The sequence below is a fragment of the Micromonospora sp. H33 genome, from assembly GCF_052068455.1.
GTDB lineage: Bacteria > Actinomycetota > Actinomycetes > Mycobacteriales > Micromonosporaceae > Micromonospora.
In genome coordinates this window covers 160,372-182,227 of the sequence record NZ_JBQHDE010000002.1, presented here as the reverse complement: position 1 = coordinate 182,227, position 21,856 = coordinate 160,372, and the positions used below count along the sequence as shown (strand labels likewise).

The window sequence follows — 21,856 nt, the reverse complement described above, 5'->3', positions numbered from 1 at the left end:
GACCGCCCCGGATACCGCGTAGCAGTGACGCCTGTCCATGCATTGACAGCGACTGTAATACACTTGTAAAGTTTCGGAAACTTTCAGGCCGGGATGCAAGACGCCGGCAACTGGAAGCCCTCCCACGGCTCCACCACCACCTATTCCCCCAACCCCCGCAGGGAGAATCCGATGCATCGACGTCGGTGCCGGTCGGCGATCGTCGCGCTGGGCGCGATTGCGGGCCTGCTGCTCCCGGCCACCGTGGCGGCGCCCCCGGCCGCCGCGGCCCCGGCCGGGACCAAGAAGGTCATCGCCAACCTCTTCGAGTGGAACTGGACCTCCGTCGCGAGCGAGTGCCAGTCGACGCTGGGCCCCAAGGGCTACGGCTGGGTCCAGGTCTCGCCACCCCAGGAGCACGTCCGGCGCTCCGAGTGGTGGGTCTCCTACCAGCCGGTCAGCTACCGGATCGAGTCCCGCAAGGGCACCCGCGCGCAGTTCAAGTCGATGGTGGACACCTGCCACGCCGCCGGCGTCAAGGTGATCGTCGACGCGGTCGTCAACCACATGTCCGGCCAGGACGACCCGGGCACCGGCTGGGCCGGGTCGTCGTTCAGCCACTACGACTACCCGGGCACCTACCAGTCGCAGGACTTCCACTACTGCGGCCGCAACGCGGGCAACGAGATCACCAACTACAACGACCGCTGGGAGGTGCAGAACTGCGAGCTGGTCAACCTCGCCGACCTCAAGACCGAGTCGGAGTACGTCCGTTCGCGGCTGGCCGCGTACCTCAACGACCTGCTGTCGCTGGGCGTCGACGGGTTCCGGATGGACGCCAGCAAGCACATGCCGGCGGCGGACATCGCGGCGATCAAGGCCAAGCTCTCCCGGTCCGCGTACATCGTGCAGGAGGTCATCTACGGCGCCGGTGAGCCGATCACGCCGAACGAGTACACCGGCAACGGCGACGTGCACGAGTTCCGCTACGGCAAGGATCTGGCCCGGGTCTTCCGGTCGGAGAAGCTCGCGTACCTGCGGAACTTCGGCGAGGGCTGGGGCCACCTGCCCAGCGGTTCGGCGTCGGTGTTCGTCGACAACCACGACACCCAGCGCGACTTCGGCGGCGTGCTGACCTACAACGACCGGGGCATCTACGCCCTCGCGAACGCGTTCATGCTGGCCTGGCCGTACGGCTCGCCGTCGGTCATGTCGAGCTACACCTTCGGCAACCGGGACCAGGGCCCGCCCCAGGACTCCGCCGGCCGGACGCTCAACACCACCTGCTACTCGGGCTGGGAGTGCGAGCACCGCTGGCCGGTCATCGCCAACATGGTCGGCTTCCGCAACGCCACCGAGGGCGCCGGGGTCGCCAACTGGTACGACAACGGCAACAACCACATCGCCTTCAGCCGCAGCGGCAAGGGCTACATCACCGTCAACGACGAGGACGGGGCGATCACCGGCCGGTCCTACTACACCGGGCTCCCGGCCGGTCGGTACTGCGACGTCATCCACGGCACGTACAGCAACGGGACGTGCAGCGGTCCCGTGATCACGGTGGACGGCAACGGCTGGTTCGCCGCCAACATCCCCGCCCACGACGCGGTCGCCATCCACATCGGCGCCCGCCTGAGCTGAGAGGTACGGAAGGGCCCCTTGTTATCACCTTTTGGATAATAAGGGGCCCTTCCTAACACGACACCCCTTAGACTGGTTTCGTGCAGTTTGACCGAATCGGCTCTCGCCTCCGCTGGACCGCCGTCGCGGTCGGCGTACCCCTGCTGCTGGTGACCGCCGGGATCACCGGCTGGAGACTGACCCCGCAGCCGGAACCCACGCCGGCCGCCCAGCCGGTCGTGGAGCAGCCGTCGCCGGAGGAGTCCGAGGCCCCCGAGGCCCCCGTACCCGAGGAGACCGTGCCGGTCGCGGCACCCGCGCCGGACGACCTGCCGGTCGTCGACTACGACCCGGCGCCCCGCGGCTTCCCCGCCGACCCGGAGCCGCTGGACACCACGCCGCTCACCGAAGGCGTGCACCCGACCCGGCGGATCGCCGCCTACACCGCGCCGGGCGGGAAACCCATCGCCTTCCTCGCCCCCACCATCAGCGGTGTCGAGCTGACCATGCCCGTGGTCGAGCGCCGCACCGGGTGGACGGCCGTGCTGCTCCCCTCGGCGAACCGCACCCTGGCCTGGCTGCCGGCGGGCGGCTTCACGACCGTGCCGCTGCGCGACCAGATCGTGGTGGAGCGCCAGCACCACCGGCTGACGTGGTACCGGGGCGGCCGGGCCGTCCGGTCGTGGCAGGTCAGCCTCGGGAAGCGGGGCCAGGAGACCCCGCTGGGGCGGACCTTCGTCCTCGGCCGCACCGAGCCACCCGACTCGGTGTACGGCGGGGTGGACATCTTCGCGCTCGGCGCGGTCCCCGACGACCCCGACTCGGTGCCGACCGGGCTGCGCGGCGCGCACATCGGGCTGCACAGCTGGTACCACGACGGCGAGCTGGGCCGGAACACCACCAACGGGTGCATCCGCCTGACGAAGAGCGGCCAACGGGAACTGCTGTCCGAGGTACGCCCCGGCACCGAGGTCGTGGTGGTCGAGCAACTGCCCGAGCCATTCCCGACCGCCTGACGGGCCCCGAAGGCGTGATCGACTCGATGCCGCCGGCATCGCGCCGTCCCGGGGCGCCGGACACCCCGATGCCGCCCGCACGGAGTGGATCACGGAGAAGCCGTCAGACAACGTGATCCGATGACGTCCGGCCCTGGCATGGGCGGGGCCTCCGGGGGTATGACCGGAACATGAGGGCGAGTTTCCGGCTTGGCCGGATCGCGGGCGTACCCGTCGGAGTCAACTGGAGCGTCCTGGTCATCTTCGTGCTCATCGCGTGGGGGCTGTCGGCCAACCAGTTCCCGCGCGCGTACCCCGACCGGCCGTGGATCGCGTACGCCCTGGCGGGCCTCGCGGCCGCGGTGGTCTTCTTCGTCGGCCTGCTCGCCCACGAGGTCTCCCACGCGGTGGTCGCCAAGCGCAACGGGCTCGGCGTCGGCGGCATCACGCTGTGGCTCTTCGGCGGTGTGGCCGAGCTGAAGGGCGAGGCGCCCAACCCGGGTGCGGAGCTGCGCATCGCGGGGGTCGGGCCGCTGGTGAGCCTGCTCATCGGCATGTTCTTCGGCGCCATCGCGGTGGTGCTGGCCCTGGCCGGTTCCGAGGGGCTGCTGCTCGGCGCCTTCGCCTGGCTGGCCGGCATCAACGTGCTGCTGGCCGTCTTCAACGTCCTGCCCGCCGCCCCGCTCGACGGCGGGCGCCTGCTGCGGGCGGCGGTCTGGAAGGCCACCGGAGACCGCACGAAGGCGTCGCTGGTGTCCGCCCGAGCCGGCTGGGTGCTCGGTGCCCTGCTGATCGGGCTGGGCTTCTGGCAGTTCCTCGCCGGGGCCGGCTTCGGCGGGCTGTGGCTGATCCTGATCGGCTGGTTCCTCATCGGCGCCGCCGGGATGGAGGAGCGGCAGGCCCGGATGGGCAGCGCCCTGCGCGGCGTCCGCGTCGCCGACGTGATGACGCCGCAGCCGCAGACCGCCTCCGGGGACCTGACGGTGGCCGACTTCGTCGACAACTACCTCTTCGCGTACCGGCACTCGGCGCTGCCGTTGACCGAGGAGGGACGGCCGATCGGGCTGGTCACTCTCGACCGGGTGCGCGACGTCCCGGCCGACCGTCGCGGCGCCACCACCCTCGCCGAGGTCTCCTGCCAGGCCGACGAGCTGGTGCTCGCCTCCCCCGACGAGTCGCTGAACGACCTTCTGCCCCGGCTCAGCGAATGCGCCGACGGGCGGGCGCTCGTGGTGGTCGAGGGCCGGCTGGTGGGCATCGTGTCGCCGAGCGACATCAGCCGGGCGGTGCAGCGCGGCAGCATGCGTCAGCAGATGGCCTCCGGCCACCGCTAACGGCGGGAGGCGACCAGGCGGGCCTGGAGCTCGGGGACGCCCGGAACGGACAGCTCCGACAGGGCCGTCACCGACCCGTACCGGTGACCGATCTCGGACCGGGACCGCCGCTCAGCAGGCCCCGCAGCCACGCTCGGGTCCAGGCGGCGATGGTGAACGAGTCGGTGACCACGCCGTCGCGGATCAGCTCGCCGACCCGCCCCGCCGGGTACGTCCGTGCGGCGCGGATGCCCTCCTCGGCGGCGAGGTCGCCCAGTTCGGCTATCTCGGCCAGGTAGAGCCGCACCATGCTGGTCGCGATGCCGGTGTCCGGATGCAGGACCCCCAGGTCGACCAGGCGGGCCGGCGCCACGCCGATCTCCTCGCGCAGCTCCCGCGCCGCCTGTTCCTCCGGCGGCACACCGGCCTCGCCGAACCCACGCGGCGCCTCCAGGTGCCACCGCCGGGTGGTGTGCCGGAAGTGCTCCACCAGCACGACGCTGCCGTCGAGCACCGGCAGCACGACCAGGCCGTCGGCGCCGCTGCTGGGAAGCGACCGGAGGTACGTCCCGAGCACGCCACCCGGGAAGCGGACCGGATCGCGGACGAGCGTCACGTAATCGTCCCGGTAGACCACCCCGGCCCGGCTCCACTCCGCCGGCAGGCCGCGGGCGCGCAGGACGTCCGCCCGGGCCTGTTCCGCGGCCGCCACCTGCTCCGGCTCGTCCAGGATCTCCACCGCCGAGCCGGGCGGGTTCGCGAAGAGTTCCGGCTGGCGCCGCCGCAGCTCGACGTACTGCCTCCAGGATTCACTCACCCTCGTCCTCCTGCGGCCGGTCGATGTTCGGCTCGTCGTCGCGGCCCGTATCCCCCGGAGTGACCGGGAATCCCGTCTCCTGCAGCCGGCGCACCAGCTCCCGCCAGTCCTCCCCGGCCCGTTGGAGGTGTACCCGCATAACGTCGACGCCGGTGCCGAGGTCTCGGGCGGCGCGGCGCTGGTCCCGGTTGACCACGGCGAAGCGGACCACGGCGGTGGCGCCCCGCCCGGCGACCTCGGCGGCCACGTCACCGACCAGCTCCACCCGTGGATCACCGTCGAAGACCAGCGAGACGGTGCTGCCCAGCACCTCGACCGTCACCCGGATCACCGGTTCCCATGCCCGCGCCCGCTCCAGGCGCCGTTCCCCGACGATGCCCGCCAGCCGCTGGGCCAGGGCGACGTAGCGGTCGTACACCTGCTGCGCCCGGGTGACGAAGTCGAGCGGCTCGGCGAGCAGTTCCCGCAGGGCGGCCACGTACTCCCGCCACTCGTCGGTGTCCCGGGCCTGCCGGACGTGGTGCAGCTCCAGCCCGGTCAGGTCGAGGCGCAGCGGCAACTGGGCCAGGTCGAAGGCGTACGGCCGCAGCGTCCGGACCAGGGTGAGCAGGTCGTCCAGGTTCCGGTCCGGCGGCCGCTCCCGCCGGTACTCCTGCATCGCGGTGCGGCGCAGGGAGTCGGCGGGGATCAGCGCGTACCCGTCGACGGCGTCCGGCAGTGTGGTGTTGTAGCGCAGGTCGACGAGCTGCTTGAGCTGACCGACCAGCGGCGCGGAACGGAACCGGCCCTCGGCCGGGTTCGTGCCGGGCTCCACCAGGAACTCCCGGTAGAAGCCCTCCCGGGTGGCCTGTTCCGCCTCCACCGCCCAGAGCGTCACCTCCTGCATCCGCCGGCGCAGCACCGGGCGGCTCTCCTCCGGCAGCCGAAGGTCCCGCCGGAGCTCCTCGAGGTCGAAGGCGGCGAGCTGGAGCAGGAAGCGACGGAACTCGGCGAACATGCAGCGCTCGGTGAGGCGGTCGTTCTCCGCGTCGTCCCACGACAGCCGCAGGCAGCGGACCTCGTCCACCTCGCCCAGCAGCCGCAACCAGCCCGACCAGCCCGCGCTGTCCACCCCGAACCCGGGCTCCGCCGCCAGGCTGCGCTCCCGCAGGAGGAACGGCACGAGAACGCCGTCGGCCAGCAGCTCCCGGAACGCCGCCCGCTGCGGCCCGTCCGTCGTGAAGTCCCGGTGGACGACGGGGTTGTTGAAGAAGTACGCCCGGTTCACCACCACCTGCTCGGCGTTGAGGATCGCGCGCAGGTACTCGGCCCGCGCGTCGCGGCGGCGGCGCTGCTCCACCTCCCGGTACGACTCCCGCCGCGCGACCAGCCGGGCGAGCAGGTCCTGCCTGACCCACTGGTTGTCCAGGCACTGCGCGACGACCGTGATCGGGGCCAGTGCCCGGTTGTCGATCGGCGTCAGCCGGAGACCGGTGCCGGAGGGGTCCGTCATGTCACTCCATCCCTTGTGGACGTCGAGGTCGGTCACGAGGCAACCACGGAACCGGTCCGGTCGGAAAGCCGACGAAGGGCCGAGGCGACTTTCCGACAGCTGGCGCCGGCGCTCAGGGGCGGGGAAAGTACCGGTCGAGCAGTTCGGTGCGGAACGTGCCGGTCGGGTCCAGCCGTGCCGCCAGGGCGACGAAGTCGGCGTACCGGGGCCAGGCCGCGGCGACCGCCGCCGGTGCCAGGCCGAACACCTTGCCCCAGTGCGGGCGCGGCGTGAACGGTGCGAGCCGCTCCTCCACGGCCGCCACCACGGGAGTCACCGCGGACCCGTCGGCGATCCAGGTGAAGTGGATCGCGAGGGTGTCGCGGTCGTGGTTGGGGCTGAGCCACAGCCGGTCGGCGGCGACCGTCCGCAGTTCGCAGACCTGGAGCACCGGGGCGATCAGGTGCGCCACCTCGTCCAGCGCGGCCAGCGCGTCGACCCCGGCGGTCCGTGGCACGTGGTACTCCGACTGGAGTTCGTCCCCGCTGCTCGGGGTGAAGCCGAGCCGGAAGTGCGGCAGGCGCTCGTGCCAGGGCCCGGGGGCTCCGAGCTGCGGCGTGCAGTGCTCCGCGGACAGCCCGGCGACGGGGTGCCGGGGCCGGTCGGCGGCGGTCGTCCCGAGCCAGTCCGCCGGGGGCGGGGGCAGCTCCGCGTGCCGCTTGACCCACACCTCGCGGAGCAGCGGCGTACGCCAGTCGGTGAAGACGCTGACGCTGTACGCGGAGGCCAGCGCCTCGTCCAACGACTCGCGGGCGAGGCCGAGGCGCACGTACTGGCACAGCGTGAACGCCGGCACCACGTCGAGGGTGACCCGGGTGACCACACCCAGCGCGCCGAGGGAGACCACGGCGCCGGCGAAGGTGTCCCCGTCCGTGTCGCGGTCGAGGGTCCGCAGGTGGCCGTCGGCGGTGACCAGTTCCAGGGCCGTGACGGCGCTGGCCAGGTTGCCGTTGCGCACGCCGGAGCCGTGGGTGCCGGTGGCGACGGCCCCGGCAACCGAGATGTGCGGCAGGGAGGCGAGGTTCGCCACGGCGTACCCGTCGGCGTGCAGGGCGGTGGCGAGATCGCCGTAGCGCAGGGCGGCCGGCACGGTGACGGTCGACCGGTCCCGGTCCAGCGTCACGTCCTGCGGCAGCCCGGCCAGCGACACCAGCTCCCCGGCGGTGTCGCCGAACCGGTTGAACGAGTGCCCGGTGCCGATCGCCCGGAGCCGGTCGCTGCCCGCCACCAGCCGGCGCAACTCGTCGACCGAGCCGGGCCGGTGGAACCGCCGGGCCGCGTACTCCACGTTGCCCGCCCAGTTCCGCCGCGCCACCATCCGCGCCCCCTCCAGCCGTCCTCGCCCGGGCCCACCCGTGCCCCCCGCACGCCGCCCGCCGACGGTAACCGCACCCCGCCCACCCCGCCGCCCGCCGCCGTCGATCATGGAGTTGTGGTGGGTGACAGATGCCGCGGAGCGGGACAGCTCGGGCACCACAACTCCATGATCGGCAGGAGGTGGCGGCGGGGGGGCCAGGCCCGGGGCGGTTATCAGCCGGGCGGCTGGGGAACTCTGGGCGGATGAGCAGTTACCGCGATCCCGCCCCGCGCGGCGATGTCTTCCCCTCCGAGGAGGAGATCGACCCGACCGGTGTCGGCGTGCTGCCGGCGAGCGCCCCGCCGGCCACGACGCCCGGGCCGCAGCCGACTCCGGCGCCACCGCCCGCACCCACGCCGGTGCCGCACCCAGGCCCGCCGCCGCGCGCGGAGGGCCGGTCGATCGTCACGCATCACCTGAACGGTGCGGTCGAGGTGGTCACCGACCTGGACGGGGACGGCGTCGCCGACGTGGTGCAGGTCGACCTCGACGGCGACGGGGTCCCGGACGTCACGTACGTCGACAGCGACCGCGACGGCCGCCTCGACACGGTGCTCCGCGACCCCGCCGCCAGCGACCGGGTCGGGCGTTAAGAAGGGGCCCCTCCTCTACCCGAGGCGTTAACAGGGGGCCCTTCCTTACACCTTGGGCAGCACCTCGCTGGCGACCAGGTCCAGGTGGTCCAGGTCGGCGAGGTCGAGCACCTGGAGGTAGACCCGCTGGCTGCCGGCCTCGGCGTACCGGCCGATCTTGTCGACGATCTCCGCGGGGGTGCCGGCCAACCCGTTGGCGCGCAGCTCGTCCGGCTCCCGGCCGATGGCGGCCGCCCGGCGGGCCACCTCCGCGTCGTCGCGGCCGCAGCACAGCACGAGCGCGTTCGACCAGGTCATCGTGGCCGGGTCCCGCCCGATGCCGGCGCAGGCGGCACGGACCCGCTCGAACTGGGCGGCGCAGTCCTCGATCGAGGCGAACGGCAGGTTGAACTCGTCGGCGTACCGGGCGGCGAGGCGCGGGGTGCGCTTCGGGCCCATGCCGCCGAGCAGGACCGGCGGGCGCGGGGACTGCACCGGCTTCGGCAGGGCCGGCGAGTCGCTGACCGGGTAGTGGCGCCCGGCGAAGTCGAACGTCTCGCCCGGCGGGGTCTCCCACAGGCCGGTGATGACGGCGAGTTGCTCCTCCAGCCGGTCGAACCGCTCCGCGAGGGACGGGAACGGGATCCCGTACGCGGTGTGCTCCTCGCCGTACCAGCCGGTGCCGATGCCCAGCTCGACCCGGCCGCCGCTCATCTGGTCGACCTGGGCGACCGTGATCGCGAGCGGCCCGGGCAGCCGGAAGGTGGCGGCCGTCATCAGCGTGCCGAGCCGGATCGACCGGGTGTCGCGGGCCAGCCCGGCGAGAGTGGTCCACGCGTCGGTCGGGCCCGGCTCGCCACTCACCGAGCCCATCTTCAGGTAGTGGTCGGAGCGGAAGAAGGCGGCAAAGCCCGTCTCCTCGGCGCGGCGGGCCACGGCGAGCAGGTCGTCGTAGGTGGCGCCCTGCTGGGGTTCGGTGAAGATCCGCAGTTCCATGTTCCCGAGCATAGGAAGCCCGTCCGGAGCCCGCCCGTGGACCGGCTCACCTCCCCGTCGTGGCGGCGAGCTGCCGCTGGGCCAGGAAGCGGGTGTACTCGACCCGGTCGAACGGGTTGCCGTCGGTGCGGGGCCGGCAGGGCGGTTCCCCGACGACGAGCCGGTCCCCGTGCGGCACCGACGACCACAGCCCTTCGCCGCGGGTGAGGTCGGGCAGCCGCCGACGGACCTGCGCCTCGCACCGGGCCGGCAGCTCGCCGGTCACGTGCCAGCTGTCGCCGCCGGGCTCGGTGCCGTCGACGCGCCCGCCCACCCGGGCCAGGTACGCCGTGACCGGTCCGAGCGTGTCGCCCGGCACCTCGCAGTCGAACCGGTGGCACGGCTCGTGGACCCGGGTGCCGGCCCGCGCCAGGGCCTGCATCAGCACGTACGGGGTGAGGTCCCGGAAGTCGCCGGCGGTGCTCACGGGCGACCAGTACCCGCTGTGCGTCAGCGCGACCGCGACGTCGGTGACCGGCCACCCGTGTCCGCCCTGGTCGAGCGCGGCGAACACGGTCTCCTCGATCGCCGCGTGGAAGGACAGCGGCAGCGAACCCAGCTCGACCGCCAGCCGGTAGGTCACCCCCTCCCCCGGCTCGACCCGCAGGCCGACCGTGGCGAGGAAACCGTTGCCGATGATCTCCGCCGCCTCGCCGACACCCACCGGGCGCTCCACGTGCAGCAGGTCACCGGGGCTGAACTCCGCCTCGACCCCGTACGCCTCGGCGAGCGTCGCCGCCAGCACCTCGCGCTGGACGTCGCCGTAGAGCAGCACCCCGGTGCCGCCGCCCGGGGCGGGCCGGGTGCGGATCAGCGGGTCCGCGTCGGCGAGGTCGACCAGGGCGGCGTGCAGCGCCTCCGCCTGCTCCGGACGGCGCGCCCGCACCACGGTCGCCAGGGTCGGCGGCGGGAAGTGCGCCGCAGCGTCGCCGTTCTCCGGTGTGCCGAGCTGGTCGCCGATGCGCGCGCCGGGCAACCCGTGAAGCCGGGCGATCCGGCCGGCGGTGAGCACCCCGGTGTCCGGCGCGCCGACGACCGCCACGCCGGTGACCCGGGCCCGGTGCCGGGCGAGCCGCCCGTCCGGCTCCCGGCGGTGCACGGTGACCCGCTGCCGCCGGGTCAGCTCGCCGCCGTACGACCGGACCAGCGCGACCTTCTCCCCGCGCTCGGTGCGCTCGACGGCGAACACCCGGGCCCGCAGGTCGGGCTCGGCGGGCGGCGCCGGCGGCAGCAGGTCACCGAGCGCGGCGACGAGTTCCGGTACGCCGGCGCCGGTGATCGCCGAGCCGAACAGCAACGGGTGCGCGAGTCCGGCGGCGGTCTGCGCCCGCAGGGCGACGCGTACCCGGTCCGGATCGGGAGTGCGCTCCTCCACCAGGTCCGCGAGCAGCTCGTCGTCGTGGTCGGCCAGCACGGTGGCCCGGTCGACGACGGCCGTGGAATCGCGCTCGTCGTACGCCTCGACGCGGGCCGCCGGCGTGCCGGGCCCGCGGACCGTACCCATCGGCACCACGCCGGGGGTGAGCAGCCGGCGGACCTCCGCGACGAGCGCGTCGGTGCGGGCACCGGCACGGTCGACCTTGTTGACGAAGAGCAGCGTCGGCAGCCGCAGCGACCGCAGGGTCCGCATGAGCACGCGGGTGTGCGGCTGGACGCCCTCGACCGCCGACAGCACCAGGACGGCGCCGTCGAGCACGCCGAGGGCCCGTTCCACCTCGGCGACGAAGTCGCTGTGCCCCGGGGTGTCCACGAGGTTGACCTGGCGGTCGCCGGCTGTGAAGGCGACCACCGCCGAGCGGATGGTGATGCCGCGCCGGCGCTCGATCTCGCCGGTGTCGGTGCGGGTGGTGCCGGCGTCGACGCTGCCGAGCCGGTCGATGACACCGGTGTCGAAGAGCAGGCGTTCGGTCAGGCTGGTCTTACCGGCGTCGACGTGCGCCAGAATGCCGATGTTGATGGTCTCCATGCAGTGACGGGTCCTCGAAAGCTCGCATCCGGATGGGAAGGAAGTTTTCGAGTCCTCGCATCGTCCCTGCTCCCGTCGTCGGTGGCTGCCCTCTGCGGACCACGCTGGCAGAAACCCGGTACGCCGGGCGACCGATTTTCCGCGTACGCGGGCGCCGGGCCGACCGGGCCCGGCGCCAGGCCCTCAGACGTACGGCCGCTTGGCGTACGCGGTCTTCAGTGCGGCCAGGCCGGTGGCCTTCGGCGAGAGCGTGCCCCAGCCGGAGTTGAAGTAGTTCGTCCGCACGATCCGGGGTCCCCGCTCGGCGTTGAGCGCGGCGATGGCCGCCGGGACGGTGGCGATCCAGCCCGCCTGGTCGGGGATCTCGGCCGCCCGGACCCCCCACTCGGCGATCAGGACGGGCCGGGAGAGGGCAACCGGGCCGAGGTCGGCGACCGCCCAGTCCTTGGTCCGGCGGAACCGGGCCAGCGCCGTGTGGGTGGCGTTGGTGGCGTAGACGTTCCACTGGAGGAAGTCGAGCTTGGCCATCAGCGCCTCGGGGTGGGTGCGCTGGTAGCAGGCCCGGTCGAAGCCGCCGAGCCCCACCGAGAAGGTGGTGCCGGCGGGCAGGCCGCGCGCCTTGAACCAGTTGACGATGTACGTGACGCCCTGCACCGCGCGGGCGTCGGACTCCGCCCACGTGTACGCCTTGCCCGCCTCGGTGGTGCCGAACTCGTGGTCGGTGTCCAGTTCGGAGGCGAGCTGGATGTTCACCCCGAAGCCCATGGTCCGGTACTGCGACAGCGCCCGCGCGAACAGCCCGTCGCACTGGCCGGCGAGAACCTGGCTGTAGCCGTACGCCCTGGGCCAGGTCGTCCCCGGTCGCTGCTGGATGGTCATCGCGGGTGCCGGGACGGTGTACCGCACGCCGTCCACGGTGAACGTCTGCGGGTCGGTGTTCGGGGCGCCGTAGTGCTTGAGCTCCAGCACCATGTTGATCTTTATCCCGGCCTTGCCAAGGTCGACCAGCCACGGCCGGTTCCACCCCGGGAAGAGGTAGCCGTCGGCGAAGCTGCGGTACTGGGTCAGCGAGCGGATGTTGCCACCCGCCATGTCGGCCGTCGGGTCGGCATTCCCGGAGAGGTAGTAGCCGCCCAGCACCGGCGGGGCGATCGTGTAGTCGGCGGTGGCGGTGGCGGTGCGCCCGCCGTTGTCGCGCACCGTGACAGTGACCCGGGGCATCACGCCACCGCCCGGTAGACGGCCACCGCGCCGTTGTCCGACAGCTTCGTCCAGGTGCGGCCGGAATCGTCGGTGACGGTGACGGTGAGCGGGTCGATGACGGCGGTGACCCGCGCGGGCGCGCTGCTGTTGCCCTGGGCGTCGGTGACCACGACCGTGACGGTCACCGGCCGGGTGTCGGCGTCGCCGTACGTCACGGTCAGCGTCATCTGGTCGCCGGGAGAGTAGACCGCCGCGTTCAGGGCGGCGGTCGCGGTGGGAGCGGCCATAGCCGTCTCCTCTCATGCTGGTCCACCGGCGGCGACCGGCCCCGCCGGGTCCGTGCCCGGACGGCTGGTCATCGGGTACGGCGAGCCGCCCGGGGCGCGTGCGACGGCGGGGACGGCGGTACTGCCGCAACCGGTGGAGTCTGGACCTGTGCAGCCCCGTGCGCGCGACGGCGGTGGGCTGCGGCCGTTCCGGCCGCGTCGGCGCGGCCGGTCAGATCTGTCGAAGGTGGCGACGTCGGTGTCCGGAGGCGACACCCGTCCCGGGTGCCCGGGACGGGTGTCGACCGGAGCGCGGCCCGTGGGGCGGAATCGGCGGTGCGCTACGCCGGGTCCGCCGCGGCGACGGGGCCGTGCTCGGTGGCGGCGGTGTCGGCGGGGACGGTGCTGTCCCCGCCGGGCCCGAGGATCGGGATGTGGCCCGCCATCCTTACGCCTCTCACCTGCTACAACAGTGCGACGGCAAGGTGCTCGGCGTCCTGTCCGGTATCCGACACCGTCGTGTCGCGCAGCTGGTTGCGGCACGCCCGATGACGTGCATTGAGAGGAGACCTCCGGTGAAGTACCTGATGCTGATCTACGGCAACGAGGAGATCTGGAACAGCCTGCCCGCCGGTGACCTGGCCACGCTGATCGGCGAGGTCGACGCGTTCAACGAGGCGCTGCGCGCCTCCGGCGAGCTGGTGGAGAGCCAGGGGCTGGTGTCCCGGGCCCGGTCGGTCCGCATGGTGGGGGACGCGCCCGTGGTCACCGACGGCCCCTACCTGGAGGCGAAGGAGTACGTCGGCTCGTACTTCGTGGTGGACGTCGACAGCGAGGAGCGGGCGCTGGAGATCGCCCGGTCGTACCCGGCCCTGCGGTTCGGTAGCGGCCGCAGCGGCGGCGGCCTGGAGGTGTGGCCGCTGATGACCGGCACCGGCGGCGACCTCTGACCGGCGACGACCGGGTCGGCGACCTGCTGCGCGACCTCGCGCCGCAAGTCATCGGCGCCCTGGTACGCCGGTACGGCGACTTCACGCGCGCCGAGGACGCCGTGCAGGAGGCCCTGCTCGCGGCGTTCGAGACCTGGACCGCCGACGGCGTGCCGGAGCACCCGGCGGGCTGGCTGCGGACGGTGGCCGCCCGCCGCTACGTGGACCAGGTACGCGCCGACGCCGCCCGGCAGCGCCGGGAGCAGGCCGTCCTGGACGCGACGCCCCGCGACGCACTGCTCGCGCCGCCGCCGGACGCCGAGCCGGCCCGCGACGACCTGCTGGAACTGCTGTTCCTCTGCTGCCACCCGGCGCTGGGACCGTCGGCGCAGGTGGCGCTGACGCTGCGGGCGGTCGGCGGGCTGACCACCCCGGAGATCGCCGCCGCCTTCCTGGTGCCGGAGCGGACGATGGGACAGCGCATCGTGCGGGCCAAGCAGCGGCTGCGGGAGGCGGATGCCCGCTTCGCGCTGCCACCCGAGCCGGAGCGGGGGCCCCGGCTCGCGGTGGTCCTCCACGTGCTCTACCTGATCTTCAACGAGGGGTACGCGGCCAGCAGCGGGCCCGCGCTCCGCCGGGTCGACCTGACCCGGCAGGCCGTCCGCCTGGCGCGCCGGCTGCACCGGCGGCTGCCCGCCGACGGCGAGGTGGCCGGCCTGCTCGCGTTGATGCTGCTGACCGAGGCGCGGGGACCGGCCCGTACCGGGCCGGACGGCGAGCTGGTGCCGCTGGCCGAGCAGGACCGGACCCGCTGGGACCGATCCGCCATCGCCGAGGGCACCGCGCTGCTGACCCACGCGCTGTCGACCGCGCCGGTCGGCCCGTACCAGGTCCAGGCCGCGATCGCCGCCGTGCACGCGGAGGCACCGTCCGCCGAGGGGACCGACTGGCCGCAGATCCTGGGTCTGTACGAGCTGCTGGAGCGGCTCGCCCCCGGGCCGGCCGTGACCCTCAACCGGGCGGTCGCGCTGGGCATGGTGCGCGGGCCGGCCGCCGGCCTGGACCTGTTGCGCGAGCTGGCGGACGGGCCGCTCGCGGGGCATCACCGGCTGCTGGCCGTCCGCGCGCACCTGCTGGAGCGGGCCGGCGAGCGGGAGGCCGCCGCCCGGGCGTGGCGGGAGGCCGCCCGGCTCGCCGGCAGCCTGCCCGAGCGACGCTTCCTCGTCCGGCAGGCCGCCCGGCTGATGTGAGCCAGGTCACATAGCCGTGGTGTCGAACGGACCGCGCCCGCTCCGATCCCTCGGTGAACGGGCACCAGGAGGTGTCCGCAGACGAGAGGGACGACGATGACCAAGGTGACCGCACAGCTGTCCGTGTCGCTGGACGGGTTCTACGCCGGCCCCCGCCACACCGGCGACGGCCACTGGATGGAGTCGGCCGAGGCCGCCGGCTTCTTCCGCGTCACCCGGTGGGTGACCGACGCGATGGCGTGGCGCGAGCGGCAGGGCTTCGACGGCGGTACGCACGACACCAACTCGGAGATCGTCGCCGAGACCTTCGCGGCGGCCGGCGCGTACGTGATGGGGCGACGGATGGCCGACGGGGGCGAGGTGCCCTGGGGTGAGGAGCCGCCGTTCCGCGCGCCGGTCTTCGTCGTCACCCACCGCCCCCGGGAGACCCTGGTGCGCGGCGGCGGCACCAGCTTCACGTACGTGACCGACGGGCTCGCCAGCGCCGTCGCGCAGGCCCGCGCCGCCGCCGGAGGGAAGAACGTGGCGGTGGCCGGCGGCGGCAGCCTGGTCCGGCAGGTCCTCGCCGCCGGCCTGCTCGACGAGCTGGAGCTGCACATCGTGCCGGTCGTGCTGGGCACCGGCCTGCGGCTGCTCGACGCCGACCTGGGCCTCGGCGAGAAGGAGGGCATCGAGCTGGCGCAGACCCGGGTCGTGCACTCCCCCGAGGTGACCCACGTCCGGTACGCCGTCACCGGCCGCGCGCCCCTCCTGCTGGACGACCGCGGCAGCGGCGGCGGCCCCACCACCACCGTGTCGTGACGCCACGTCCGCCGTCGGAGGCGGGGCGGCGGGCCGGGGTGGAGGGGCCGTACAGTGTGCCCACCTTTGATCAAGGAGAGTGCCGTGACCCAGCCGCCACCGGCGCCCCGACCGCCCGCCGACGACGCCGACGGCGGGAGCACCCCGTCGTACCTGCTCGCCGCGCCCGCGACCGCCGACGCCCCCGGCTCCTTCCCGTGGCCCGAGGGCCAGCCCACGTGGGCGATCCCGGTCAGCCTCCCACCCGGCACCCGCGGCTACGCGGTCTTCATCCCCCTGGTACCGGTCTCCGAAGCGGGCGCCACGGGTGGCCCGACCGCGGCGGCGGCCGGTGCCGCGGCGGCGGCCGGTGCCGCGGTGGCGGTCGTCCAGCCGGACGTCGCGCCCTCCGACGGCGGCGACTCCGCTCCCGGGGACCGTTCACCGGAAGCCGGCACCGACCGGCCCGCCCCGAAGGCGGGCGCGACCCCCGCGACGCCGGCCGACAGCGGGCCGTCGACCGTGCCGGCCACGGCCACCGGTTCGCCGGCACCGCACGCCGCTCCCCCGGCCAGCGCCGCGCCGGCAACCGGCCCGTCAGCGGCGTCCGGTCCCGCCGCACCGACCGCCCAACCCGTACCGGGTCACCCGATGCCGTACGCCGCCGCGCCCGGGCGGCCCGGCGTCCCCCCGTACCCCGGGATGTCCGGTGGTTTCTACCGGCCGGCACCGCCGGGGCCGTCGTGGTTCGAGCGGCACTGGCCCGGGCCGAAGCCCGCGCGGGGGCGGGCGGTGCCCGCCGCGGTCCTCGCCGGCGCCCTCGGGCTGGGGTTCTTCGTGCCGCTGAGCCGCACCGGGATCGGCTGGTTCCTCGGCTGGCTGGCCCTGACCGTCGGTGTGGTCGTCGCGGTCCGCCGGGCGGTCGCGAAGCTGCCGCGCACCGAGCGGTGGGTCCGCGCCGGCTGGGCGGCGGCGGCGCTGGCGCTGCTGTCGGTGCTGGCCTTCCGTAACGCCTGGTGGCTGGTGACGTTCTGCGTCCTCGGCGCGCTCGGGTGCGCGACCCTCGCCGTGATCGGTGGCCGGGGCGTCCGGTCCATCCTGTTCAGCCTGGTGGCAGGGCCGACCGCGGCCTTCCGGGGCCTGCCCTGGGTGCGGGCCCATTTCCGGTCCGGCGCCGATCCGGGGCTGGTCCGCCGCGTGGTCGGCTCGGTCGCGGCCACCGTCGCCGCGCTGGTCGTGTTCGGCACCCTGCTCGCCTCGGCGGACGGCGCCTTCTCCGTGGTGCTGAGCGTGATCGTGCCCGAGGTCAGCATCAGCACCGTCTTCCGCTGGATCTTCCTCGCCACGGTCGGTGCGCTCTGCGCGGTGGCCGCCGTCTGGACGCTCGCCGCGCCGCCGGACCTGTCCAGCGTGGACCGGCCGACCCGTCGCAGCCTGGGCATGGTGGAGTGGGCGCCGGCCATCGCGGCCCTGACGCTGCTGTTCGCGGGGTTCGTGGCGGTGCAGTTCACCGTGCTGTTCGGCGGCCAGCGGCACGTGCTGCGCACGGCCGGGCTCAGCTACGCCGAGTACGCGCGCAGCGGCTTCTGGCAACTCCTCGCCGTCACCCTGCTGACGCTCGCCGTGCTCGGCGGCGTGGCCCGCTGGGCCCGGCGCGAGAGTCGGGCAGAGCGGATCGTGCTGCGCGTCCTGCTCGGCGCGCTGAGCGCACTCAGCGTCGTCATTGTGATCTCGGCGCTGTCCCGGATGTACACGTACCAGAAGGTCTACAGCTTCACCGGCGAACGCCTCTTCGTGATGGCGTTCGAGCTGCTGCTCGGCACCGTCTTCCTGATGATCCTCGTCGCCGGGCTGCGCTGGAAGGGCGGCTGGATCCCGCGCGCGACCGTGGCGCTGGCCGTGGTCATGCTGCTCAGCCTGGCCGTCCTCAACCCGGAGGACTACGCCGCCGGCCGCAACATCGCCCGCTACCAGGCGACCGGGAAGATCGACGCCTGGTACCTGCGGGCCCTGTCGGCCGACGCGACGCCGGCCCTGGCCAAGCTGCCCGACCCGGTGCGCCGCTGCACCCTGAGCTGGATCGCCGACGACCTCGAGGAGGCGGACCCCTGGTACGCCTGGAACCTGGGCCGGGTGCGCGCGCGGCAGGCTCTGGAGCGGGTCGGCCCGGGCGCGATCGGCGGACCGAGCGACTGCAGGGCGGCCGACCAGTTCGACCTGCCGAAGACCCGCCGCCCCCGCTGACGCTTCCGCCTCCGCCCCGCCTCCCTCCCGCCCCCGTCGAGATCTTGGAAGATTTCGGCCCCTCAAGGGGCCAGTTTCTTCCAAGATCTCGACGGAACGCGGCGGTCAGTGCGCCGCAGTCCCCCGTACGGCCCAGGCGCGGGCGGTGAGCTGGATGGACCCGTCCGGCTCGGCCGGCAGGCGGGTGTTCAGCAGGTCCGCCAGCTCGGCGCGATCCGCCTCGGTCAGGGACGTGACATAGGTGGGCGCCGCTCCCTGGCCACCCAGGAACGGCTGCCAGTAGTCGTCGAAGTCGACGAACACCGTCGGCACCTCGACGGCCCGGACGGACACGTCCCGAAGCCCAGCGTTCGTCCACAGCGCAGCCAGCCGATCCGGGTGGCACACCGGAAAGCGCGGCCCCTCGTCCAGTTCCGCGGCGGCCGGGTCGAGCACCGAGGCCGCGTCCCAGAAGTGGCGCATCATCTCCATGCCTTCGGCGTAGTCCCAGACGTACGCGGCCGCGACGCCGCCCGGCCGCAGGACCCGCGCGACCTCGGCCGCCGCCCGCTCCGGCTCGGGCACGAAGTTGAACGCCAGCCCGCTGACCACGACGTCGACACTGGCGTCGGCCACGGGCAGCGACCGCGCGTCACCGACGTGGAAAGCGGCCCGCGCGTCACCGACCGTCGAACTGGCGTGGGCCAGGAAGCCCTCGGACGGGTCGATGCCCGTGACCTGCGCGGGATCCGCCACCGCCAGCACGGTTGAGGCCAGAGCGCCCGTGCCGCAGCCCACGTCGAGCCAACGCCTGCCGGGCGGCACGTCCAGCCAGCTCAGGAACTCCTCGGCGACGCGGCGGCTCCACCGACCCACGTACGCCTCGTACGCCCCACCGTCCGCCCACACCGGCCCCGCCATGTGCGAACGATACGCCAGGAGCCCTTTTCAGCGGGGAGTGACGAGACGGACCTCGCACCGCACGCCGCCGGTCTTGGTCAAACGGACATCGCCGGTCACCAGTGGACAGGACAGCAACTCGGCGGCAGCGACGTAGGCGCCGTCGTAAGCCGACACGTTCGCTCGTAGCTGCCACATCCGCTGAAGGAGCGGAGCGATGTCCACATTGTCGACGACAAGCGATGACAAGGCATCCACCGCCTCCCGGGCTCGCGGGTGCGGGTGGGGCGGACGGACGCCGGACCCGCCGTGGGCGCGGTAGCGCTCCTCCCAGTACGCCGCGTCGAACGCTTCCGGCATCCGTCCCTCCTCCGTGTTCACAGCCCGTGGCGGCGGTCCCCCGCCACCAGGTCGGCGACCCGCGCCTCGGACTCGGCCGAGAACCGCTCCCGCCGGACGGCGACCGCCCGCCGGGTCTCCTCGGTGACCAGGTCGCTGTTGATCATCGCCGCCGCGAGGGCGCCGCCCGCCGCCGCCGCGCCCACCTGCGCCGCCAGGTCCGTGACGTTCCCGGCCACCCATACCCCGGGTACGTCGGTACGCCCGGTCGGGTCGGCCGGGATGTGCTCGCCCATCCCGCTCGGGTGCTCGGCCGGCCGCAGCCCGAGCCCGGCCAGGAACCCGGCCCGCGCCACCATCCGCGCCCCGACCGCCAGCGCGTCCCGCTCGACGACGGTTCCGTCGCTGAGCCGTACCCCGACGAGCCGGTCGTCGGCGACGTCCAGGGCCGCCACCGTGCCGGTCACCACCCGGATGCCGCGGGCCGCGAGCTGCTCCGCCTGCTCGTCGTCCGGCCCGGCGGACATGTGCGTGAAGTAGGTGACGTCGGCGCTCCACTGGCGGAACAGCAGCGCCTGGTGCACCGACATCGGCCCGGTGGCCAGCACGCCGATGGCCCGGTCGCGGACCTCCCATCCGTGGCAGTACGGGCAGTGGATCACGTCCCGGCCCCAGCGCGCCCGCAGTCCCGCGACGTTCGGCAGTTCGTCCAGCAGTCCGGTGGTCACGAGCAGCCGACGCGCCCGCACCGACCGCCCGTCGGCCAGTGCCACGGCGAACCCGTCACCGTCGCGCACCGCGTCCGCCACCTCGCCGGTCACCACGTGGCCGCCGTACATCCGCACCTCGGCCCGGCCCCGCTCCAGCAGCTCGGCCGGCGGCGTGCCCTCGCGGGCGAGCAGCCCGTGCACCCCGTCGGCCGGCGCGTTGCGCGGGGCGCCGGCGTCGATCACCGCCACCGCTCGGCGGGCCCGGGCGAGCATCAGCGCGCCGTTCAACCCGGCGGCGCCGCCGCCGACCACCACCACGTCGTAGTCGTTCCTCAGCTGATCGGTCATCCTGACCACCTCCCGCGCCAACCCTGCGGGGTGGTGGCCGTATCGGCAAATGTTCTTGCCGTTATGGCAAACTGGCGGCATGGACAGCGACCTGGACCAGGCCCTCGACGCAGTCGGCCCCCGGCTCCGCGCCCTGCGGAAGCAGCGCGAGACCACGCTGGCCGACCTGTCGGCGGAGACCGACATCTCGGTGAGCACGCTCTCCCGCCTGGAGTCCGGCGCCCGCCGGCCGACCCTGGAACTGCTGCTCCCGCTGGCCCGCGCCCACGGCGTCACGCTCGACGAACTGGTCGGTGCCCCGCCCACCGGCGACCCGCGCATCCACCTGCGCCCGGTCACCCGCCACGGCATGACCATGCTGCCGCTGTCCCGGCGGGCGGGCGGCATCCAGGCGTACAAGCTGGTGATCCCGGCCCGCAAGACGGACCCCGACCCCCAGACCCACGAGGGGTACGAGTGGCTCTACGTCCTCAACGGGCGGCTGCGGCTCGTCCTCGGGGAGCACGACCTGGTGCTGACGCCGGGCGAGGCGGCCGAGTTCGACACCCGGGTGCCGCACTGGTTCGGTGCCGCCGACGCGGAACCGGTGGAGATCCTCAGCCTCTTCGGCCGGCAGGGCGAACGCGCCCACCTGCGCGCCCGCCCGAAGACACAGTCACCTCAATCGTGAGTGCAGCCCTGCCTACGACCGGCGCTGGCTCGCTACCCAGTTACGGAGCCGCTGCCGATGTGCGTCCGACACCGCGACCGTCTCGATGCGCTCGGCGAGCACGACGGAATCGATGAGCCCGTGCTCGATCAGCGCGCTGGCGAAAACATGATCCTTCTCCCGGCCCGCGACCAGTTTCGACACCACACAGTCGTGCGGATCGAGCAGGTATCCCCGACCCGGCGCGGTGCTGGACGTCTCGACCAGGACAAGGCGATCACGCCAGCCTTCCGGCAGGACCGCCGTCGACACGCTGACCCCTTGGGCGTAGTAGCCGAAGGTCTCGTGGAACGCGGACAGCTCACCGATCGCCCCGTCGACCTGGTCGGCTTTCCGGTCGTCGGGGTCGTCGAAGAAGGCCACGTCGACCTCGATCGAGGCCGTCGCCGCTGGTGGAAGGTCCTCCTCAGGGATCGCTCCCAGCACGGACTGACTGCCGATGACAAGTACGTCGGGGTCGCCGGCGATCTGAGAGGCGGCCCGCAGAACATGCTCCAACTGTTCGCGTCTCACGCCGCACGCTCGCTGCGCCAACGGTCGGCGAAGGCAGCCAGCACGGCTTGGCGCTCCGCTTCCGGTAGCACACCCGCGAACGGCGAATTCTGCCGCAACTCGATCGCGTGCGGCGCGCGCGAAGTCAACGCTTCAAGCACCGCCTCCACACCAGCGTCCAGCACCGCACGCCATCGCCCCAGCCACATGGCGGCCATCCCGTGCGGATGTATGTGGAGCAGCCGGTCCAGGTTCTGCGCCGCCTTCGCCAGGACCGTCTCCGGATCTTGAACGAGCCGGCCGGCGACCGCCCGATGCAGCCACAGCGCCTTGAGCTGGTCACGCGTCAGCTCCGGCCGCAGGATCGCCTCGACATCGGCTCGGCGTAGACGCCGGTGGGCTCCGATCTTCACGTACGGCAGCAGGCCACGCTCGCACATGTCCACCACATGTTGACGCGACGAGCGCAGCAGCGCCGCCGCCTCGCCCGTTGTCAGCAGGTCGCTTCCATCCACCACACCC

At 73.5% G+C, this 21,856-nt stretch carries 21 protein-coding genes; 9 read left to right on the top strand and 12 right to left on the bottom strand.

The window, feature by feature from the left end:
- The first annotated feature begins 171 nt into the window (after positions 1–171).
- The 3 genes from ACTMS0_RS06415 (at position 172) to ACTMS0_RS06405 (ending at position 3,928) form a co-directional block, all read left to right on the top strand.
- A complete protein-coding gene (locus ACTMS0_RS06415; RefSeq protein WP_441154173.1) occupies positions 172–1,620 on the top strand; it encodes an alpha-amylase family glycosyl hydrolase in 1,449 nt (482 codons plus the stop codon).
- Positions 1,621–1,700: 80 nt separating this feature from the next.
- Positions 1,701–2,615, top strand: coding sequence for a L,D-transpeptidase family protein (locus tag ACTMS0_RS06410; RefSeq protein WP_441154172.1), 915 nt, complete (start codon positions 1,701–1,703; stop codon positions 2,613–2,615).
- Between the two features lie 170 nt (positions 2,616–2,785).
- Positions 2,786–3,928 carry a site-2 protease family protein gene (locus ACTMS0_RS06405; RefSeq protein WP_441154171.1) on the top strand — a complete coding sequence of 381 codons (1,143 nt, stop codon included), beginning with the start codon at positions 2,786–2,788 and terminating at the stop codon, positions 3,926–3,928.
- A gap of 67 nt (positions 3,929–3,995) precedes the next feature.
- Here ACTMS0_RS06405 and ACTMS0_RS06400 read toward each other — a convergent pair whose 3' ends face one another.
- From ACTMS0_RS06400 to ACTMS0_RS06390, 3 genes are all read right to left on the bottom strand, one after another.
- A complete protein-coding gene (locus tag ACTMS0_RS06400) occupies positions 3,996–4,724 on the bottom strand; it encodes an NUDIX hydrolase (RefSeq protein ID WP_441154170.1) in 729 nt (242 codons plus the stop codon).
- A complete protein-coding gene (locus ACTMS0_RS06395; protein WP_441154169.1) occupies positions 4,717–6,216 on the bottom strand; it encodes a hypothetical protein in 1,500 nt (499 codons plus the stop codon). Before ACTMS0_RS06395 ends, ACTMS0_RS06400 begins: the two co-directional genes overlap by 8 nt.
- Positions 6,217–6,328: 112 nt before the next feature.
- A complete protein-coding gene (locus ACTMS0_RS06390; protein WP_441154168.1) occupies positions 6,329–7,573 on the bottom strand; it encodes an FAD-binding protein in 1,245 nt (414 codons plus the stop codon).
- Between the two features lie 242 nt (positions 7,574–7,815).
- Here ACTMS0_RS06390 and ACTMS0_RS06385 point away from each other — a divergent pair, with 242 nt between their 5' ends.
- Entirely contained in the window at positions 7,816–8,205 is a 390-nt protein-coding gene (locus tag ACTMS0_RS06385) for a hypothetical protein (RefSeq protein WP_441154167.1), read from the top strand.
- 45 nt (positions 8,206–8,250) lie between these two features.
- Here the strand turns inward: ACTMS0_RS06385 and ACTMS0_RS06380 are convergent, their stop codons facing one another.
- The 4 genes from ACTMS0_RS06380 to ACTMS0_RS06365 form a co-directional block, all read right to left on the bottom strand.
- Positions 8,251–9,180, bottom strand: coding sequence for an LLM class F420-dependent oxidoreductase (locus tag ACTMS0_RS06380; RefSeq protein WP_441154166.1), 930 nt, complete (start codon positions 9,178–9,180; stop codon positions 8,251–8,253).
- A 46-nt stretch (positions 9,181–9,226) separates the two neighbouring features.
- Positions 9,227–11,185, bottom strand: a complete 1,959-nt coding sequence (locus ACTMS0_RS06375) for a GTP-binding protein (protein WP_441154165.1) — start codon at positions 11,183–11,185, stop codon at positions 9,227–9,229.
- A 183-nt stretch (positions 11,186–11,368) separates the two neighbouring features.
- Positions 11,369–12,406, bottom strand: a complete 1,038-nt coding sequence (locus ACTMS0_RS06370; protein ID WP_441154164.1) for a hypothetical protein — start codon at positions 12,404–12,406, stop codon at positions 11,369–11,371.
- A complete protein-coding gene (locus tag ACTMS0_RS06365) occupies positions 12,406–12,675 on the bottom strand; it encodes a hypothetical protein (RefSeq protein ID WP_441154163.1) in 270 nt (89 codons plus the stop codon). The genes ACTMS0_RS06370 and ACTMS0_RS06365 overlap by 1 nt, the downstream gene beginning before the upstream one ends.
- 554 nt (positions 12,676–13,229) lie before the next feature.
- Between ACTMS0_RS06365 and ACTMS0_RS06360 the strand changes: the two genes are divergently transcribed.
- The 4 genes from ACTMS0_RS06360 (at position 13,230) to ACTMS0_RS06345 (ending at position 17,857) form a co-directional block, all read left to right on the top strand.
- Complete coding sequence (locus ACTMS0_RS06360) at positions 13,230–13,604, top strand: YciI family protein (RefSeq protein ID WP_441154162.1); 375 nt, start codon at positions 13,230–13,232, stop codon at positions 13,602–13,604.
- The gene (locus ACTMS0_RS06355; RefSeq protein WP_441154161.1) at positions 13,568–14,833 is read left to right on the top strand and encodes an RNA polymerase sigma factor; all 1,266 of its coding nucleotides are present in this window, start codon (positions 13,568–13,570) and stop codon (positions 14,831–14,833) included. The genes ACTMS0_RS06360 and ACTMS0_RS06355 overlap by 37 nt, the downstream gene beginning before the upstream one ends.
- Before the next feature lie 96 nt (positions 14,834–14,929).
- Entirely contained in the window at positions 14,930–15,634 is a 705-nt protein-coding gene (locus ACTMS0_RS06350) for a dihydrofolate reductase family protein (RefSeq protein ID WP_441154160.1), read from the top strand.
- Positions 15,635–15,718: 84 nt separating this feature from the next.
- A complete protein-coding gene (locus ACTMS0_RS06345; protein WP_441154159.1) occupies positions 15,719–17,857 on the top strand; it encodes a DUF4153 domain-containing protein in 2,139 nt (712 codons plus the stop codon).
- 105 nt (positions 17,858–17,962) lie between these two features.
- Here ACTMS0_RS06345 and ACTMS0_RS06340 read toward each other — a convergent pair whose 3' ends face one another.
- Genes ACTMS0_RS06340 through ACTMS0_RS06330 form a run of 3 tightly spaced genes read right to left on the bottom strand, consistent with a single transcriptional unit; the run spans position 17,963 to position 20,133 of the window.
- Entirely contained in the window at positions 17,963–18,757 is a 795-nt protein-coding gene (locus tag ACTMS0_RS06340; protein ID WP_441154158.1) for a class I SAM-dependent methyltransferase, read from the bottom strand.
- A 27-nt stretch (positions 18,758–18,784) separates the two neighbouring features.
- Positions 18,785–19,096, bottom strand: a complete 312-nt coding sequence (locus tag ACTMS0_RS06335; RefSeq protein WP_441154157.1) for a type II toxin-antitoxin system VapC family toxin — start codon at positions 19,094–19,096, stop codon at positions 18,785–18,787.
- A gap of 17 nt (positions 19,097–19,113) precedes the next feature.
- On the bottom strand, positions 19,114–20,133 hold the full coding sequence (locus tag ACTMS0_RS06330) for an NAD(P)/FAD-dependent oxidoreductase (protein WP_441154156.1): 1,020 nt from the start codon (positions 20,131–20,133) through the stop codon (positions 19,114–19,116).
- Positions 20,134–20,212: 79 nt separating this feature from the next.
- Here ACTMS0_RS06330 and ACTMS0_RS06325 point away from each other — a divergent pair, with 79 nt between their 5' ends.
- Positions 20,213–20,803, top strand: coding sequence for a helix-turn-helix domain-containing protein (locus tag ACTMS0_RS06325; protein WP_441154155.1), 591 nt, complete (start codon positions 20,213–20,215; stop codon positions 20,801–20,803).
- 12 nt (positions 20,804–20,815) lie between these two features.
- Here the strand turns inward: ACTMS0_RS06325 and ACTMS0_RS06320 are convergent, their stop codons facing one another.
- The gene (locus tag ACTMS0_RS06320; RefSeq protein WP_441154154.1) at positions 20,816–21,355 is read right to left on the bottom strand and encodes a DUF6036 family nucleotidyltransferase; all 540 of its coding nucleotides are present in this window, start codon (positions 21,353–21,355) and stop codon (positions 20,816–20,818) included.
- Positions 21,352–21,852 carry a helix-turn-helix domain-containing protein gene (locus tag ACTMS0_RS06315; protein ID WP_441154153.1) on the bottom strand — a complete coding sequence of 167 codons (501 nt, stop codon included), beginning with the start codon at positions 21,850–21,852 and terminating at the stop codon, positions 21,352–21,354. The genes ACTMS0_RS06320 and ACTMS0_RS06315 overlap by 4 nt, the downstream gene beginning before the upstream one ends.
- Positions 21,853–21,856: the final 4 nt, after the last annotated feature.